General features: G+C 72.5%; 14 protein-coding genes. 6 read left to right on the forward strand and 8 right to left on the reverse strand.

The window, feature by feature from the left end:
• Positions 1-61: 61 nt before the first annotated feature.
• Positions 62-2839, reverse strand: a complete 2778-nt coding sequence (topA, locus tag H7A72_RS13345) for a type I DNA topoisomerase (RefSeq protein ID WP_185220839.1) — start codon at positions 2837-2839, stop codon at positions 62-64.
• Between the two features lie 154 nt (positions 2840-2993).
• On the opposite strand from topA, the gene H7A72_RS13350 reads away from it, so the two are divergent.
• Together H7A72_RS13350 and H7A72_RS13355 are read left to right on the forward strand one after the other, a co-directional pair.
• Positions 2994-3779: a dioxygenase gene (locus tag H7A72_RS13350; protein WP_084452582.1), complete on the forward strand. Its 786-nt coding sequence runs from the start codon at positions 2994-2996 to the stop codon at positions 3777-3779.
• Between the two features lie 102 nt (positions 3780-3881).
• A complete protein-coding gene (locus H7A72_RS13355) occupies positions 3882-4274 on the forward strand; it encodes a DUF4878 domain-containing protein (protein ID WP_072625478.1) in 393 nt (130 codons plus the stop codon).
• A gap of 294 nt (positions 4275-4568) precedes the next feature.
• Here H7A72_RS13355 and H7A72_RS13360 read toward each other — a convergent pair whose 3' ends face one another.
• From H7A72_RS13360 to H7A72_RS13375, 4 genes are all read right to left on the reverse strand, one after another.
• Entirely contained in the window at positions 4569-6080 is a 1512-nt protein-coding gene (locus H7A72_RS13360) for a methyltransferase (protein ID WP_185220840.1), read from the reverse strand.
• A gap of 76 nt (positions 6081-6156) precedes the next feature.
• On the reverse strand, positions 6157-8493 hold the full coding sequence (locus tag H7A72_RS13365; RefSeq protein ID WP_185220841.1) for a sodium-translocating pyrophosphatase: 2337 nt from the start codon (positions 8491-8493) through the stop codon (positions 6157-6159).
• Between the two features lie 127 nt (positions 8494-8620).
• On the reverse strand, positions 8621-9613 hold the full coding sequence (locus H7A72_RS13370; RefSeq protein ID WP_185220842.1) for a 2-hydroxyacid dehydrogenase: 993 nt from the start codon (positions 9611-9613) through the stop codon (positions 8621-8623).
• 103 nt (positions 9614-9716) lie between these two features.
• Complete coding sequence (locus tag H7A72_RS13375; RefSeq protein WP_072625482.1) at positions 9717-10097, reverse strand: STAS domain-containing protein; 381 nt, start codon at positions 10095-10097, stop codon at positions 9717-9719.
• Between the two features lie 18 nt (positions 10098-10115).
• Here H7A72_RS13375 and H7A72_RS13380 point away from each other — a divergent pair, with 18 nt between their 5' ends.
• Genes H7A72_RS13380 through H7A72_RS13390 form a run of 3 tightly spaced genes read left to right on the forward strand, consistent with a single transcriptional unit; the run spans position 10116 to position 13446 of the window.
• Positions 10116-12437 carry a DEAD/DEAH box helicase gene (locus H7A72_RS13380; protein WP_185220843.1) on the forward strand — a complete coding sequence of 774 codons (2322 nt, stop codon included), beginning with the start codon at positions 10116-10118 and terminating at the stop codon, positions 12435-12437.
• Between the two features lie 19 nt (positions 12438-12456).
• Positions 12457-13011: a hypothetical protein gene (locus tag H7A72_RS13385; protein ID WP_084452596.1), complete on the forward strand. Its 555-nt coding sequence runs from the start codon at positions 12457-12459 to the stop codon at positions 13009-13011.
• A gap of 9 nt (positions 13012-13020) precedes the next feature.
• Positions 13021-13446 carry a DUF1304 domain-containing protein gene (locus H7A72_RS13390; protein WP_185220844.1) on the forward strand — a complete coding sequence of 142 codons (426 nt, stop codon included), beginning with the start codon at positions 13021-13023 and terminating at the stop codon, positions 13444-13446.
• A gap of 4 nt (positions 13447-13450) precedes the next feature.
• Here H7A72_RS13390 and H7A72_RS13395 read toward each other — a convergent pair whose 3' ends face one another.
• The 3 genes from H7A72_RS13395 to H7A72_RS13405 are packed head-to-tail and all read right to left on the reverse strand — an operon-like array spanning position 13451 to position 14361.
• Entirely contained in the window at positions 13451-13831 is a 381-nt protein-coding gene (locus H7A72_RS13395; protein WP_185220845.1) for an Rv3654c family TadE-like protein, read from the reverse strand.
• The gene (locus H7A72_RS13400; protein WP_084452600.1) at positions 13818-14150 is read right to left on the reverse strand and encodes a TadE family type IV pilus minor pilin; all 333 of its coding nucleotides are present in this window, start codon (positions 14148-14150) and stop codon (positions 13818-13820) included. The genes H7A72_RS13395 and H7A72_RS13400 overlap by 14 nt, the downstream gene beginning before the upstream one ends.
• A gap of 19 nt (positions 14151-14169) precedes the next feature.
• Positions 14170-14361, reverse strand: coding sequence for a DUF4244 domain-containing protein (locus H7A72_RS13405; protein ID WP_072625488.1), 192 nt, complete (start codon positions 14359-14361; stop codon positions 14170-14172).
• Between the two features lie 317 nt (positions 14362-14678).
• Here H7A72_RS13405 and H7A72_RS13410 point away from each other — a divergent pair, with 317 nt between their 5' ends.
• Positions 14679-15131, forward strand: coding sequence for a hypothetical protein (locus H7A72_RS13410; protein ID WP_185220846.1), 453 nt, complete (start codon positions 14679-14681; stop codon positions 15129-15131).
• Positions 15132-15134 lie beyond the last annotated feature (3 nt).

Raw genomic sequence — 15134 nt, forward strand, 5'->3', positions numbered from 1 at the left:
GTTGCTGCGACCATACCCACGGGTAACCACCCCGGCAACGCGTGCGCCGGGGTGGTTCCGCTCACGCCTTCTTGGCCGCCGCCTTCTTCGTGGCCTTCTTCGCCGTCGACTTCGTGGGCTTCTTGGCCGTCTTCTTGGCCGTCTTCTTCGCCGACTTCTTGCGAGTCGTCGGCCCCTTGGCGCGCTTCTCCGCGATGAGCTCGTAGGCCCGCTCCGCGGTGAGCGTCTCGGGCTCGTCACCGCGACGGAGGGTGGCATTGGTCTCACCGTCGGTGACGTAGGGGCCGAAGCGCCCGTCCTTGACGACGACCTTCTTGCCGCTCACCGGGTCCTCGCCGAACTCCGCCAGCGGCGGCTTGGCCGCGGCGCGGCCCCGCTGCTTGGGCTGGGCGTAGATCGCGAGCGCTTCCTCGAGGGTCATCGTGAAGAGCTGCTCCTCGGTCTCGATGGAGCGCGAGTCGGTGCCCTTCTTCAGGTACGGGCCGTAGCGACCGTTCTGCGCGGTGATCGGCACCTCGACGGACTTCTCCGCGCCGTCCTCACCGGTCGTGGTCTCGGTGACCGTGCCGATCGTGCGCGGCAGCGAGAGGAGCTTCAGCGCCTGCTCGAGGTCGACCGTCGAGGGGTCCATGCTCTTGAAGAGCGAGGCCGTGCGCGGCTTGACCTTGGCCTTGCCACGCTTGGGCTTGTCGTCGGCCGACTCCTCGAGCACCTCGGTGACGTAGGGGCCGTAACGACCGTTCTTGACGACGACGTCGCGGCCGGTCTCGGGGTCCTGGCCCAGGACCCGACCGTCGTCGGCGGCCGCGGCGAGGAACTCGCGCGCCATCGCCGGCGTGAGCTCGTCGGGCGCGACGTCGTCGGTGATCGTCGCCCGCTTGGGCGCCGGCGTCGTCTTCGTCTCGTCGGTGACCTCACCGGTGGCCGGGTCGACCCCCTTCGGCACGACCTCCTCGACGTAGGGGCCGTAACGACCGACCCGCACGACGATGCCGTCGCCGATCTCGATCGTCGAGATCGCCCGGGCGTCGATGTCGCCGAGGTCGGAGACCAGCCCGGACAGGCCGGGGCCGCTGCCCTCGTCGCCGTAGTAGAAGCGCTGCAGCCAGGCGACGCGGTCGGCGTCGCCGGCGGCGATCTCGTCGAGGTCGACCTCCATCGACGCGGTGAAGTCGTAGTCGACGAGCCGGCTGAAGTGCACCTCCATCAGGCGGGTCACCGCGAAGGCCAACCACGTCGGGACGAGCGCGGTGCCCTTCTTGCGGACGTAACCGCGGTCCTGGATCGTGCTGATCGTCGAGGCATAGGTGGAGGGGCGGCCGATGCCGAGCTCCTCCATCTTCTTGACCAGCGAGGCCTCGGTGTAGCGCGCCGGCGGTGAGGTCTCGTGACCCGACGCGGTCGCGTCGACGACGTCGAGGCTCGCGCCCTCCTCGACCTTGGGCAGGCGGGCCTCGCCGTCCTTGGCCGGCTGCGCCGGCTCGTCGGTGCCCTCCTCGTAGGCGGCGAGGAAGCCGCGGAAGGTGATGACGGTGCCGGAGGCGGTGTACTCGGCGAGCTCGCCGGCCTCGCAGCCGGTGAGGTCGGCGCGCATGCGGATCGTCGCGGTCGAGCCCTTGGCGTCGGCCATCTGCGAGGCGACCGTGCGCTTCCAGATCAGCTCGTAGAGACGGAACTCGTCGCCCCGCAGCTCACCGGCCACCTGCGCCGGGGTGCGGAAGCGGTCACCGGCGGGGCGGATCGCCTCGTGCGCCTCCTGCGCGTTCTTGGACTTCTTGCCGTAGACGCGCGGCGACTCGGGCACGAAGTCGGCGCCGTACATGTCGCGGGCCTGGCCGCGGGCGGCGGCCAGCGCCGAGCTCGACAGGTTGGTGCTGTCGGTACGCATGTAGGTGATGTAGCCGTTCTCGTACAGCTTCTGCGCCACGCCCATCGCCGCCTTGGAGCCGAGGCCGAGCTTGCGACCGGCCTCCTGCTGCAGCGTCGACGTGGTGAAGGGGGCGTACGGCCGGCGCGTGTAGGGCTTCTCGGAGACCGAGCTGACGGTCACCGCGGCGGCGATGGTCGCCTCGGCCACCTGGGTGGCGGCACGCTCGTCGAGCGCGCGGGCGTCCTTCTTGACCGCGCCGGTGTCGTCGAAGTCGGAGCCGGTGGCGACCTTGCGTCCGTCGAGGCTCGCCAGGCGCGCGGCGAAGGGGGCCGCACCGGTGCTGAACTTGCCCTCGACACTCCAGTAGGAGGCGACCTTGAAGGCCATCCGCTCGCGCTCGCGCTCGACGACGATGCGGGTGGCGACCGACTGCACCCGGCCGGCGGACAGCCCCGCCTTGACCTTGCGCCACAGCACCGGCGAGACCTCGTAGCCGTAGAGCCGGTCGAGGATGCGGCGCGACTCCTGGGCGTTGACGAGGTCGAGGTCGAGCTCGCGCGTGTCCTCGACGGCGCGCTGGATCGCCTCCTTGGTGATCTCGTGGAAGACCATGCGCTGCACCGGGATCTTCGGCTTGAGCGTCTCGAGCAGGTGCCACGCGATGGCCTCGCCCTCGCGGTCCTCATCGGTGGCGAGGTAGAGGGTGTCGGCGTCCTTGAGCAGACGCTTGAGCTCGGTGACCTTCTTCTTCTTGTCCGGGTCGACGACGTAGAAGGGCTCGAAGCCCTCCTCGATGTTGATCCCGAAGCGGCCGAAGGGCCCCTTCTTCATGTCCGCCGGCATCTCGGACGGGGTCGGGATGTCCCGGATGTGCCCCACCGACGCCTCGACGGCGTAGTCCGGACCGAGGTACCCCGCGATGGTCTTGGCCTTGGCGGGTGACTCGACGATGACGAGCTTGCTGGCCATGTGCGCCTCATCTCTCGACCCCACGTGCAGCGGATTCGTCGCTGCCTCGACGTGGGGTCATCTCGGGGCGACCGTACTACGCCGTGCGGGGCGACCCCCTTCGCCCCGGGATGGGGGCTGGCGTTTTGTTGAAGATACAAGTATTGTGGTCGGCATGACCACTCCTCCCGTCCTCTTCCTCTCGCACGGCGCCCCGCCGCTGGCTGACGACGCCCGGTGGACCGCCGAGCTGGCCCGCTGGTCGGCCGACTTCGACACACCGAAGAACATCCTCATGGTCTCGGCCCACTGGGAGGACGCGCCGGTCACGGTGAGCCCGACCCAGCGCAAGGTGCCGCTCACCTACGACTTCTGGGGCTTCCCCCAGCACTACTACGAGGTGCAGTACGACGCACCTCTCGCACCCGAGCTCGCCTCGGAGGTCTCCGGCCTGCTCAAGGCGAAGGGGGTCGACGTCCAGCGGGACGAGACCCGCGGCCTCGACCACGGCGCCTACGTGCCCCTCGTGGAGATGTACCCCGACGCGGACGTGCCGGTGCTGCAGATGTCGATGCCGACCCTCGACCCGCACCAGCTCGTCGAGCTCGGCCGGGCGCTGGCGCCGCTGCGCGACCAGGGCACCCTCATCGTCGGGTCCGGCTTCACGACGCACAACCTGCGCTGGTTCAACCCCCGCGCCGGCGCGGACGTCACCCCGCCGACCGCGTCCAGCGAGTTCGACCACTGGGCGGCCGAGACCGTCGGTGCCGGCGACATCGACTCGCTCGAGCGGATGCTCGAGCTGGCCCCCGCCGGCCACGAGGCGCACCCGCGCACCGAGCACTGGGCACCGCTCTACATCGCGATGGGCGCGGCCGAGGCCTCCGGCGCGACGCAGCGCGATGTCGCGGTCGACGGCTTCTGGTTCGGCCTGTCGAAGCGCTCCTGGCAGTTCAGCTGAGCGTCCACGGGCAGTCCTCCCCATCGCACGTGTGAGGTGGCGTCGTTAGTGTCCTGCGTGAGGGGCGACCACACCGCCCGCACCACGGACAGGGAGACCACCATGAAGAAGCTCGTCACACTGGCCATCGCCGGCACCTTCACGCTCGGCCTGACGGCCTGCGGCAGCGGCAACGACGCGGAGCAGGCCGTCGAGGACTTCGCCGCCGCGGCCAAGGACAAGGACTACGCCGCGCTGTGCGAGTCCTTCGACCCCGAGATCGTCAAGACGCTCGAGGAGGCCGACCCGGGCAAGGACTGCGAGACGATCTTCAAGGAGAACGAGAAGGAGCTGCAGATCCCCGACAACGCGGACGTCGACATCCAGAGCTCCGAGATCGCCGAGGACGAGAAGACCGCGACCGTCAAGGTCAAGAACCAGGACGGCGACGAGGAGGAGATCAAGCTCAAGAAGGTCGACGACGAGTGGAAGATCACCTTCGACGGCATGAGCTGATCACCCAGCACGACACGAGGGCGGCCCGGTCACCGGGCCGCCCTTCGTCGTCCCCGCTCCCACGCCCGGTCGAGGGCACCGCTCCCTGAGTGGGTCCCACGTTCCGCGTGGGCGGTCGCCCGCGACCGTCTCGAAGGGACGCGGACGTCGAGAGGATCCGGCGTGGCGTCAAGCCGAAGTCGAGAACGACGACGGGACCACACGAGGACGAAGGACTTCGGCAGCGCGCCGGGTCTTCTCGACGGGAGCACCGCAACCGAACCGGCGCGCTACGACGGACCAGGCGGGGACGGCCTACTCCGGCAGGAGCAGCCCGTCGGCGGCCAGCCGCCGCACGAGGGCCGCGCCGGCACCGAGCGCCTCGCCGGTGGGCACGTCGAGCAGGGCGCTGATCGCGGTCAGCGACTGACGCGCGGTGAGGTCGCCGTCGCAGACGGACACGAGGGCTGCGTCGAGGGTGTCGAGCCGGACCGAGCGCGCCAGACCGCCGCCCTGCCGCAGGACGATGACATTGGGGTCGCTGGCGCCGGGCGTCGCGTGCGTCTCGGTGGTCACGTCGGGTGCGCAGCGCCACGCGGTGTCGAGCAGAGCGTCGTCGTCGAGCCCGGCGAGCCGGTCGCGGGCGACGAGTCCCGCGGCGACCGTCGGCCCCATCGGGGTCGCCACCGGTCCGGTCGCCTCGACGAGGTCGACGAAGGGCGCCCGCTCCCCCGTCGGCCGGTGCAGGGTGATGATGCCGAAGCCGATCTGCGCGACATCGCGAGAGGCGAAGTCGTCGAGCCACGCGCCGACGAGCGCGTCGTGCTCGCTGGTGCCCGGCAGGTGCCCGCCGTCGCGGGTCCACAGCTCGGCGTACTCCGCCGGGTCCTGAACGTCGCGCTGGACGACCCAGGCGTCCAGGCCACTGGCCTCGACCCACGCGCCGACGCGCTCGCGCCAGTCCTGGCCGGCGACCGTCTCCCAGTTGCCGAGCAGCTGGGCGACGCCACCGGGCGCCAGGTGCGCGCCGATGCCCTGGGTGAGCGCGGCGACGACGTGGTCGCCGGCGGCCCCGCCGTCGCGGTACTCGTAGAGCGGCACGTCACCGCTGCGCGGCGTGATGACGAAGGGGGGATTGCTCACGACGAGGTCGAAGGCCTCCCCGACCACCGGCTCGAGGAAGGAACCCTCCCGCAGGTCCCAGTCGACCTGGTTGAGGGCGGCGTTGAAGCGGGCGTAGCCCAGGGCTCGCCGGGACAGGTCGGTGGCGACGACGGAGTCGGCGTGACCCGACAGGTGCAGGGCCTGGACGCCGCACCCGGTGCCGACGTCGAGCGCGCGGGCGACACGGGTGCGCGGGGTCCACGAGGCGAGGGTCGTCGAGGCGCCGCCGATGCCCAGGACGTGGTCGACGGGCAGCGGCTCGCTGCGCGCGTGCTCCGTCGGGTCGGAGGCGACCCACCAGGCGTGCCCGGCGTCGTCGCCGTAGGGGCGCAGGTCGCAGGTGGCGACGACGTGCGCGCCGTGGGGCTCGACGACCCCGAGCCGCACGGCCCCGGTGACCCCCGTGCGCGGCAGGGCCCGGGCGAGGTCGTCGGCGGCGGTGGGCAGCCCGAGGCCGAAGCACCCGATCAGCACCCCGAGGGGGTCGGTGGCGCCGGCGACCGCGCGCCGGGCCGGCAGCACCTGCTCGCGACCGAGGGCCGCAGCGGCCAGGTCACCCAGGCGTTCGTGCACCTCGTCGACGCCGAAGGCGGCGTCCGTCAGGTCCGCGCGCAGGTCGTCGAGCAGCTCGGGGTCGGTGCGGGGCGTGGTGCTGGAGGTCACCTGCCGAGCCTAGCCAGCCCGCCCCCTTCGTCGGCACCACCCTGGCGGCGCCGACGAGGGGGCCCGGGGCGGTCCGTCAGGCGCGCTGGACGGCCGGCTCACTGTCGCTGTCGGCCATCGCGACGTCGTCCCGCTTGGTGATGACGAGCGCGACGACGACGACGAGCAGCGCCACGGCGGCGATGCCCCAGCGGATCATCTGATCGCCGTCGCTGCCGAGGTAGAGCGTCACGACAGCGGGTGCGATGAGGACGGCGACGAGGTTCATCACCTTGATGAGGGGGTTGATCGCCGGCCCGGCGGTGTCCTTGAAGGGGTCGCCGACGGTGTCGCCGATGACGGCTGCCTCGTGCCCGGGCGAGCCCTTGCCGCCGTGGTGGCCGTCCTCGACGATCTTCTTCGCGTTGTCCCACGCACCACCGGAGTTGGCGAGGAAGACGGCCATGAGCGCACCGCAGGCGATGGCGCCGGCGAGGAACCCGGCGAGGGCACCGATGCCCAGGCCGAAGCCGACGATGATCGGCGTGAGCGCCGCGAGGAGGCCGGGCGTGGCGAGCTTCGCGAGGGAGTCGCGGGTACAGATGTCGACGACCCGGGCGTACTCGGGCTTCTCGGTGCCCTCCATGATCCCGGGGTGCTCGCGGAACTGCCGCCGCACCTCGTGGACGATCGAGCCGGCCGCGACGGTCACGGCGTTGACCGCGAGCCCGGAGAAGAGGAAGACGACCGCGGCGCCGATGAGCACGCCGACGAGGACGCTCGGCGAGACGATCTGGGTGTTGACCATCTGCTCGAAGTCGGCGACCCGGTCGGCGCTGACCGACCCCTCGTCGATGCCCCGCACGGTCGAGGTCCACGCGTCGGTGTAGCTGCCGAAGAGCGCGGTCGCGGCGAGCACCGCCGTCGCGATGGCGATGCCCTTGGTGATCGCCTTGGTCGTGTTGCCGACCGCGTCGAGCTCGGTGAGCACCTGGGCGGCCTCGCCGTCGACGTCACCGGACATCTCGGCGATGCCCTGGGCGTTGTCGGAGACCGGGCCGAAGGTGTCCATGGCGACGATCACCCCGACCGTCGTCAGCAGGCCGCACCCGGCCAGGGCGATGAAGAAGAGGCCGAGGACGACCGATGATCCGCCGAGGAGGAAGGCGAGGTAGATGACGACGGCGATCGTCACCACCTTGTAGACCGCAGACTCCAGGCCGAGCGAGATGCCCGAGAGGATCACCGTCGCCGCACCGGTCTCGGTGGTGCGCGCGACGTCCTTGGTCGGGCGCGAGTCGGTGCCGGTGTAGTAACCGGTCATCCGCAGGATGACCGCGGCGAGCACGATGCCCAGGACGACGGCGAGGAGCGCGGCCCGGCGCGGGTCGCCGACGAGCTGGGCGACGGTCTCGTTGGGCGAGGACAGGTCGCCGTACGAGCCCGGCAGGTAGAGGTAGGCCGCCCCGGCGCACAGCACCGCCGAGATGACCGCGGAGATGTAGAAGCCGCGGTTGATGGCGTCGAGGGCGGACTCTCCCCCCTTCGCCCGGGTGATGAAGATGCCGATCATCGCGGTGACGGCGCCGATCGCTGGGATGAGCAGGGGGAAGACCAGACCATAGGAGCCGAAGGCCGCGGACCCGAGGATCAGGGCGGCCACGAGCATGACGGCGTAGGACTCGAAGAGGTCGGCCGCCATGCCGGCGCAGTCACCGACGTTGTCCCCGACGTTGTCGGCGATCGTCGCGGCATTGCGCGGGTCGTCCTCGGGGATGCCGGCCTCGACCTTGCCGACGAGGTCGGCGCCGACGTCGGCGGCCTTGGTGAAGATGCCTCCGCCAACCCGCATGAACATCGCGAGCAGCGCGGCGCCGAAGCCGAATCCCTCGAGCACCTTGGGGGCGTCACCGCGGTAGGCCAGGACGACGATCGCCGCACCGATGAGGCCGAGCCCGACGGTGAACATGCCGACCGTGCCGCCGGTGCGGAAGGCGATGCGCATGCCGTCGTCCCGCCCGGCGGAGCGCGCCGCCTCGGCGACGCGGACATTGGCCTTGACCGCGAGCGACATGCCGAGATAGCCGATGGCCGCCGAGAAGGCGGCGCCGAGGACGAAGAAGCCCGATCGGCCCCATCGCACGCCCGCCGAGTCGGCCGGGAGGAGGAGCAGCAGCGCGAAGACGAGCGCCACGAAGATCACGAGGGTGCGGAACTGGCGTCGGAGGTAGGCGTGCGCGCCCTCCTCGACCGCCCCGGCGATCTCCTGCATGCGATCGGTCCCGGCGCCGGCAGCGATGACCTGCTGCCGCAGGACGACGCCGAGCGCGAGGGCCACGACCCCGATGGCGGCGACGCCACCCACGAGGGCCAGGTTGGTGCTGTCGAGGTCGATCGACGACGCGGTGGACAGGGTCGCGAGCGTGACTGCCATGCCATCCTCCTTGATGAGCGCGGGTCACGGTCGGTCCGCCGTAGGCGGGCTCAGCCGTTGGCCCACACTACTGCCGGGTCGGTCTCGGGTGTCGCCTGTGCGCTCCCCTCGACGTCGCCGGGAGGGTTCACGCCACCTGCTCCTCGCCGTCGGCCTCGGCGCGGGCCGCCGGGTCCTGCCGCACGGCGGCGACGATCGCCCGGGCGAGCTGCTCGGCGCCCCGTGCGAGGACCTCGTCACGCCAGCCCGCGCTGTGCCCCGTCTGCACGATGCGTCCCTCGGCCATCAGGTCGGCGTGCTCGAGGCGGTCGAAGGGGGTCGCGTCCACCGCGTAACCGCGCAGGTGGCGCAGTCGCAGGGCCGCGACGACGGCGTCGGTGTCGACGAGGTCCGGCCGGCCGACGTTGACCAGCAGCGCGCCGGGCTGGAGCGCCCCGAGTCCGGCCAGGTCGAGGATCGGGGACGACTGCGAAGCGGCCGATGCGCAGATCGCGAGCGCACGGGACCGGTGGAGCACCTCGTCGGTCGACGTCATCTCGATGCCGACGTGCTCGGCCGTGCGTCGCGCCGTCGGGTCGGGGTCGGCGCCGACGACCCGCATGCCGATGCCGGTGGCGATGCGGGCCAGGTGCAGCCCGACCCGGCCGACGCCGAGGACCCCGAGCGTGCTCCCGCACAGCTCGACCCCCTGCAGCGAGGTCGACGCGTCGACCCGTCCGCGGGAGCGGTCGTTGGCCAGGTGCGAACGGGTCGCGAGCGACAGCAGCAGGCCGAGGGCGTGCTCGGCGACGGCACCTGATGCGGGGTCGGGCAGGGTGGTGAGGGTCAGGCGACGTCGGGCTGATGCACCGAGGGCGAGGTGCTCGGCGTCGCCGGCGTGGAGGACGAGCGAGTGCAGGCGGGGCAGTCGCCCGAGCAGCTCGTCGTCGAGTCTGGGTGCCACGGACGGCGTGGTCGCCACGACGGTGGCGTGACGCAGCAGGTGCGCGGCCTCGGAGGCATCGGGGGTTTCGTGCCTCACGACCACCTCGAGACGCGCGTGCTCGGTGATGCACGCCGACTGCGCCGCGGTCAGCGGCTCGGCTCCTGCGTGGCTCAGCACCACGACGTGCTCACCCACGGGGGCTCCTCACCGTCGAGACGTGATGTGGGGACACCCTCCCACCCGGAGACGGGCGCGTCCGGGACCGCAGGCCGCGCGGCGTGGCGCGCGGGCGGACGACCTAGGGCTGGCCGCCCGCGGCGGACGACCTCGGGCTGGCCGCCGCGGCAGCGGCGACGGCGCTCTCGAGGTCGGGGTGGATCTCGAGGAGCTGGTCGAGACCGGTGATGGTGAAGACCCGCACGACCCGCTCGTGCGCGGCGGCGACCGTCATCGTCCCGCCGTGGCGCGCCAGCCGCTTGAGCCGACCGACGACGATGCCCAAGCCGGTGGAGTCCATGAAGGTGACCTCGGTGAGGTCGAGCGTCAGCCGCCTGCGCCCGTCGGCGATGAGGGCCTCGAGCGCGTCGCGCAGGATCGCGGCAGAGGTCACGTCGATCTCCCCGGCCACGTGGACGACGTGGACCGGGCCGGACTCGCTGGTCGTGACGGTGGTGGGCACCGGCCTACCGTAGACGACATGTCACGGCAGATCCCAGACGCTTCCGAGCTGCTCGCGGGGCTCGCGGCGGGTCGCGAGCAGCGCCTGCGGCACGTCGAGCGGATCCCCGCGCGGGCGGCCGACCAGGTTGACCTGCCCGACTGGGTGGCCCCGCCGCTGCGCGGCGCCCTCGCCGGGGCGGGCATCGACCGCCTGTGGTCCCACCAGGCCCGCGCGGCCGAGGCGGCGCGAGCCGGGAGGCACGTCGTGCTGGCGACCGGCACGGCCTCGGGCAAGTCACTGGGCTATCTCCTCCCTTCGCTCACGGCGGTGCTCGAGGGCCGCTCGGCGGCCAACGGGCGGGGCGCGACCGCCCTCTACCTCTCCCCCACCAAGGCGCTGGCCGCCGACCAGCTGGCCCGCATCCAGTCGTGGGCGGTGCCGGGGATCCGGGCGGCGACCTACGACGGCGACACCCCGACCGACGAGCGCCGCTGGATCCGCGACCACGCCGACGTGATCCTCACCAACCCCGACCTCGTCCACCACTCCCTGCTGCCAGGGCACGAGCACTGGGCGCACGTGCTGCGGCGGCTGCGCTACGTCGTCGTCGACGAGTGCCACGTCTACCGCGGGGTCTTCGGCTCCCACGTGGCGCTGCTGCTGCGACGTCTGCGGCGCGTCGCGCGGCGCTACGGCGCCGACCCGGTCTTCGTCCTCGCCTCGGCGACGGTGGGCGACCCTGGCACCCACGCCGCCCGCCTCATCGGCGACGACGTGCTCGAGGTGACCGAGGACGGCTCGCCCCGCGGCGCCCTGACCTTCGCCCTGTGGCAGCCACCCGAGGACGAGGAGGGCAACCGGCGCTCGCCGACGACCGAGGCCGCCGACCTCATGGCCCACCTCGTGGGACGCGATGTGCAGACCCTGGCCTTCGCCCGGTCACGAGCGGGGGTCGAGGCGCTCGCGTCGTCCGCGGCGCGTCAGGTGAGCATCACCGACGAAGGGAGGATCGCCGCCTACCGGGGTGGGTACCTGCCCGAGGAGCGACGGGTCATCGAGCGACGCCTGCGCGAGCGCGACCTGCTCGGGCTGGCCGCGACCAACGCGCTCGAGCTGGGCATCGACGTCGCCGGGCTCGACGTCGTGCTCATGGCCGGGTGGCCCGGCCGCCTGGCCTCGGTATGGCAGCAGGCCGGACGCGCCGGCCGCGACGGGCAGGACGCCCTCGCCGTGCTGCTGGCCGCCGACGACCCGCTCGACACGTGGGTCGTCGAGCACCCCGAGGCGATCTTCGACGCGCCGGTCGAGTCGAGCGTCCTCGACCCGACCAACCTGCGCGTCCTCGTCCCGCACGTGGCGTGCGCCGCCGCGGAGATCCCGGTGACGCTCGCCGACGAGCAGTGGTTCGGCGACGGCCTCGCGGGGGTCCTCGAGGTGCTCGTCGCCCGCGGGCTGCTGCGCAAGCGGCCCGGCGGGTGGTTCTGGACCCGGCCCGACCGACCGGGTGAGCACGTCTCCCTTCGCGGCATCGGCGAGGTGGTGAGCATCGTCGAGGGCAGGTCCGGTCGGGTCATCGGGACCATCGACGCGGAGTCGGCCCACAGCCAGGTGCACACCGGCGCGGTCCACGTGCACCAGGGCCGCACCCATGTCGTCACCGAGCTCGACCTCGAGCAGGCCACGGCCACCGTCGCCGTGGGTGACCCCGGGTGGTCGACCCACGCCCAGTCCGTCTCCTCCTTCGACGTCGTCTCGGAGGAGTCGGGTGTCGACCACGGTCCGGTGCGCATCAGCTTCGGGCGGGTCGACGTGCGCCACCGGGTGACCGGCTTCCTGCGCCGGCTGCCGAGCGGCGAGGTCATCGGTCGGCACGACCTCGACCTGCCCGAGCGCACCCTGTCGACCCATGCCGTGTGGTGGACGATGACGCCGCAGTCCCTGGCGGCTGCGGGCATCGACGAGGCGGACGTGCCGGGTGCCGCCCACGCTGCCGAGCACGCGGCGATCGGCATGCTGCCGCTGCTGGCCACCTGCGACCGGTGGGACATCGGCGGGGTCTCCACGGACCTGCACCCCGACACCGGGCTGCCGACGATCATGGTCTACGACGGGCACCCGGGCGGCGCGGGCTTCGCGGCGACGGCGCACGAGCGCATCGGGCAGTGGCTCGCGATGACCCGCGAGACCATCGCCGGGTGCGGGTGCGGCCAGCGCGGCTGCCCGGCCTGCGTCGTCTCGCCCAAGTGCGGCAACGGCAACGAACCCCTCGACGCGAGAGGCGCGCTCGCCCTGCTTGACCTGCTCCTGGACGCTCTGGGTCATAAGGTGGAGGACCGCATGTCGGCGCCCCCTGGCTGACGCAGACGAAAGGACCACCATGGTCATCCTCGGCCTCATTCTCGTCCTCATCGCCGTCGCCATCGGCGCGGCCCTGCTGCTCGGCACCCAGGCCCCGGAGGTCTCGGGCCAAGAGGTCGACATCCGTCTCTTCGACGCCGTGACGATCAACCTCAACCCGCTGACCCTCGTCATCGCCGGCATGCTGACGATGCTCCTGCTCTGGCTGGGCCTGGTCATGATCAAGGCGGCACTGACCCGCAAGGCCAAGCAGCGCCGCCTGCGCAAGGAGCAGGAGGCCGAGTCCAAGCGCCGGCTCGCGGAGCAGGAGGCGGCGCACCAGCAGGAGCTGCGCGAGCGTGAGCGGGCCATCGAGGACCAGCGCGTCTCCACCGAGATCGCCCGCGAGCGGGCCGAGGTCGCCGAGAGCCACGACCCGGCGCTCGGCCAGCCGACCCAGCGGATCAGCACCCGCGGCGCGGCCCCCGTCGACGACGCCACCCGCCCGATCTCCCGCGAGGGCGGGCCGGTCTCCCGGGACGGCGGTCCGGTCGACGACGCGACGCGCCCCATCCGCCGTGACCCACGCCCCTGAGAGCCGGCGATGATCCTCGCCGGCCTGGTGCTCGCGGCCCTTGCGGCCGCCCTGCACGTCTTCATCTTCTACCTCGAGTCCTTCGCGTGGACGACCCGCGCCCGCGGGGTGTTCGGCACGAGCGCCGAGGAGGCCGAGGCAACGCGCGAGCTCGCCTTCAACCAGGGCTTCTACAACCTCTTCCTCGCGATCGCGGTCTTCGTCGGCATCGCCGCCTTCGCGCTGGGCTCCGACACCGTGGGTGCGACGCTCGTGCTCGTCGGGGCCGGGTCGATGCTCGCCGCCAGCCTCGTGCTGCTGTCGAGCCCCGACAAGGCAGCCGCCGCCGTCAAGCAGGGGACCCTGCCGGCGCTCGCGGTTGCCGCCCTGATCGTGGGCTGCTCGTCTGATCCCGCCCGCACCGACGTGCGCCGGGTCACCGGCAGCCGGCGGTGACGACTCACTCCTGCGCGCCCGGCCCGGCGCGCGCCCGACCCTCGGCCTGCTCGGGCCCCACCCCCGCCAGACGAAGGGGGATCTTCGCCGCGACCGTGACGGTCACGTCGCCACCGCCCGCGACCACGCAGGAGAGGACCTCGACGTCGTGCCGACGGGCGACACGGGTGGCCTCGGCGCACGCGCCCGCAGGGTCCGAGACATGCTGGTACTCGATGGCCCCGGCGAGCGCCGCGACGTCGGCGGCCGAGCGCGCCACGTGCGCGGCCCGCACGGCCGACAGCACCGCGAGCGTGGCGACCGTCGCCGTCAGCAGGACGGCGATCAGCCCGACGGCCAGCACGCTCGACGACCCGGCTTCTCCCCGCAGCTCACGGCCCGACATCGACCGACTCCACCCGCGCGGTCGACGAGCAGCTGCTCTCGGGCGCGACGAAGGAGACCCCGGCCGGCGTCGGGCTGGTCACCGTCACGGTGACGTCCCCGCCGGAGCGGGCGACGTCGATGCGCGCTCCCTCGGGTGCGGTCCGTGCGGCGAGCTCCAGTGCCCGGGCCGGCGCCTCGCCGCGCGCGAGCTCGCGGACCGCCACCCTCGCCGCGTCGACGCAGCGGACCCGGTCGACGCCCCACGAGAGCGCGGACAGGCAGATGACCAGGACGAGCACGACCGCGGGGAGGGTGAGGGCGAGCTCCGCCGTCACCATCCCCGCGTCGTCGGTCGCCCTAGCGGATGCCGAGCGCCTCGAGGATGACATCCGACAACCCGGACTTGATGCCCCCGGACTTCACGACCGCGAGCAGCACGATCGCGAAGGTGCACGCGGCGAGCGTGCCGACCGCGTACTCCGCCGTCGTCATGCCGGCCTCGCACGCCAGCCGGGCCCGGTGGCGCCACCGGACGATGGACCTCTTCATGGGACTCTCCTGCCTGTCGGCGGCACCCGGTGTGCCGCAGTGAGGTCCACCCTTCGCTCGCCGGGAGCCATGTGGCAGGTCCCGTCCGAAACTGTGGACAGCGGCCTCTCCGCCGACAGCGGTGGGGATGACCTCGGGCCCAGCACGGGCCGGGCCGCCAGGTGCGGGCGCCGTCGTCCGCGGACGGCCAACCTCGGGCCACGAGCACGACATGGGGGGTGCGACGGCGACGAGTGGCGGCACGGTGAACCGCCGTGTGGCGCGACGGGACCTGTGGGTCGTCGGGGGCGCGGTGTTGCTCGCCGTCCTCGTCACCTTTGGGCTGTCGGTCGTCCGGGACAGCACGCCCGGCGTGGTGTCGAGCGAGGGGAGCAGCAGCACCTGCGCCGCCGGGCGCGGGCGCGGCCTTCAGCGACTTCGTCAACACCGAGGACGACGCTGACGTCGAGCTCGTCGAGGTCAGGCTGATCGGCGCGGACAACCTCGAGCTCGTCGAGGCGAGGGCGGTCGTGATCCCGGGGGCGAGGCAGGACCGCTCCCCCTTCGGCGCCGCGCACTGGCCGCTCAGTCGCGACGCCCAGTGGTGGTGGGACGAGGCAGGTCGCCAGCAGGGCCCCCTCTCCGGCTGGATCGGGGTGATGGTGCACGTCTCACGGCCCGACCCGACGAGACCTGGCACGAGCGACGCGCTCGGGATCGACTACACCTCCCGTGGCCGTCCGGGGACCCTTGAGCGAGCGCATGCGCTGCGGGTGGCCGAGAGGTGCTGAGCC

The sequence above is a fragment of the Janibacter sp. YB324 genome (assembly GCF_014217915.1).
Classification (GTDB): domain Bacteria; phylum Actinomycetota; class Actinomycetes; order Actinomycetales; family Dermatophilaceae; genus Janibacter; species Janibacter indicus.

What these genes read in the sequence shown, in the direction of transcription:
- H7A72_RS13380 (WP_185220843.1), top strand. Translation starts at nt 10,116, where the DNA reads ATGTCACGGCAGATCCCAGACGCTTCCGAGCTGCTCGCGGGGCTCGCG.
- H7A72_RS13390 (WP_185220844.1), top strand. Translation starts at nt 13,021, where the DNA reads ATGATCCTCGCCGGCCTGGTGCTCGCGGCCCTTGCGGCCGCCCTGCAC.
- H7A72_RS13400 (WP_084452600.1), bottom strand. Translation starts at nt 14,150, where the DNA reads ATGGTGACGGCGGAGCTCGCCCTCACCCTCCCCGCGGTCGTGCTCGTC.
- H7A72_RS13395 (WP_185220845.1), bottom strand. Translation starts at nt 13,831, where the DNA reads ATGTCGGGCCGTGAGCTGCGGGGAGAAGCCGGGTCGTCGAGCGTGCTG.
- H7A72_RS13365 (WP_185220841.1), bottom strand. Translation starts at nt 8,493, where the DNA reads ATGGCAGTCACGCTCGCGACCCTGTCCACCGCGTCGTCGATCGACCTC.
- H7A72_RS13405 (WP_072625488.1), bottom strand. Translation starts at nt 14,361, where the DNA reads ATGAAGAGGTCCATCGTCCGGTGGCGCCACCGGGCCCGGCTGGCGTGC.
- H7A72_RS13350 (WP_084452582.1), top strand. Translation starts at nt 2,994, where the DNA reads ATGACCACTCCTCCCGTCCTCTTCCTCTCGCACGGCGCCCCGCCGCTG.
- H7A72_RS13355 (WP_072625478.1), top strand. Translation starts at nt 3,882, where the DNA reads ATGAAGAAGCTCGTCACACTGGCCATCGCCGGCACCTTCACGCTCGGC.
- H7A72_RS13385 (WP_084452596.1), top strand. Translation starts at nt 12,457, where the DNA reads ATGGTCATCCTCGGCCTCATTCTCGTCCTCATCGCCGTCGCCATCGGC.
- topA (WP_185220839.1), bottom strand. Translation starts at nt 2,839, where the DNA reads ATGGCCAGCAAGCTCGTCATCGTCGAGTCACCCGCCAAGGCCAAGACC.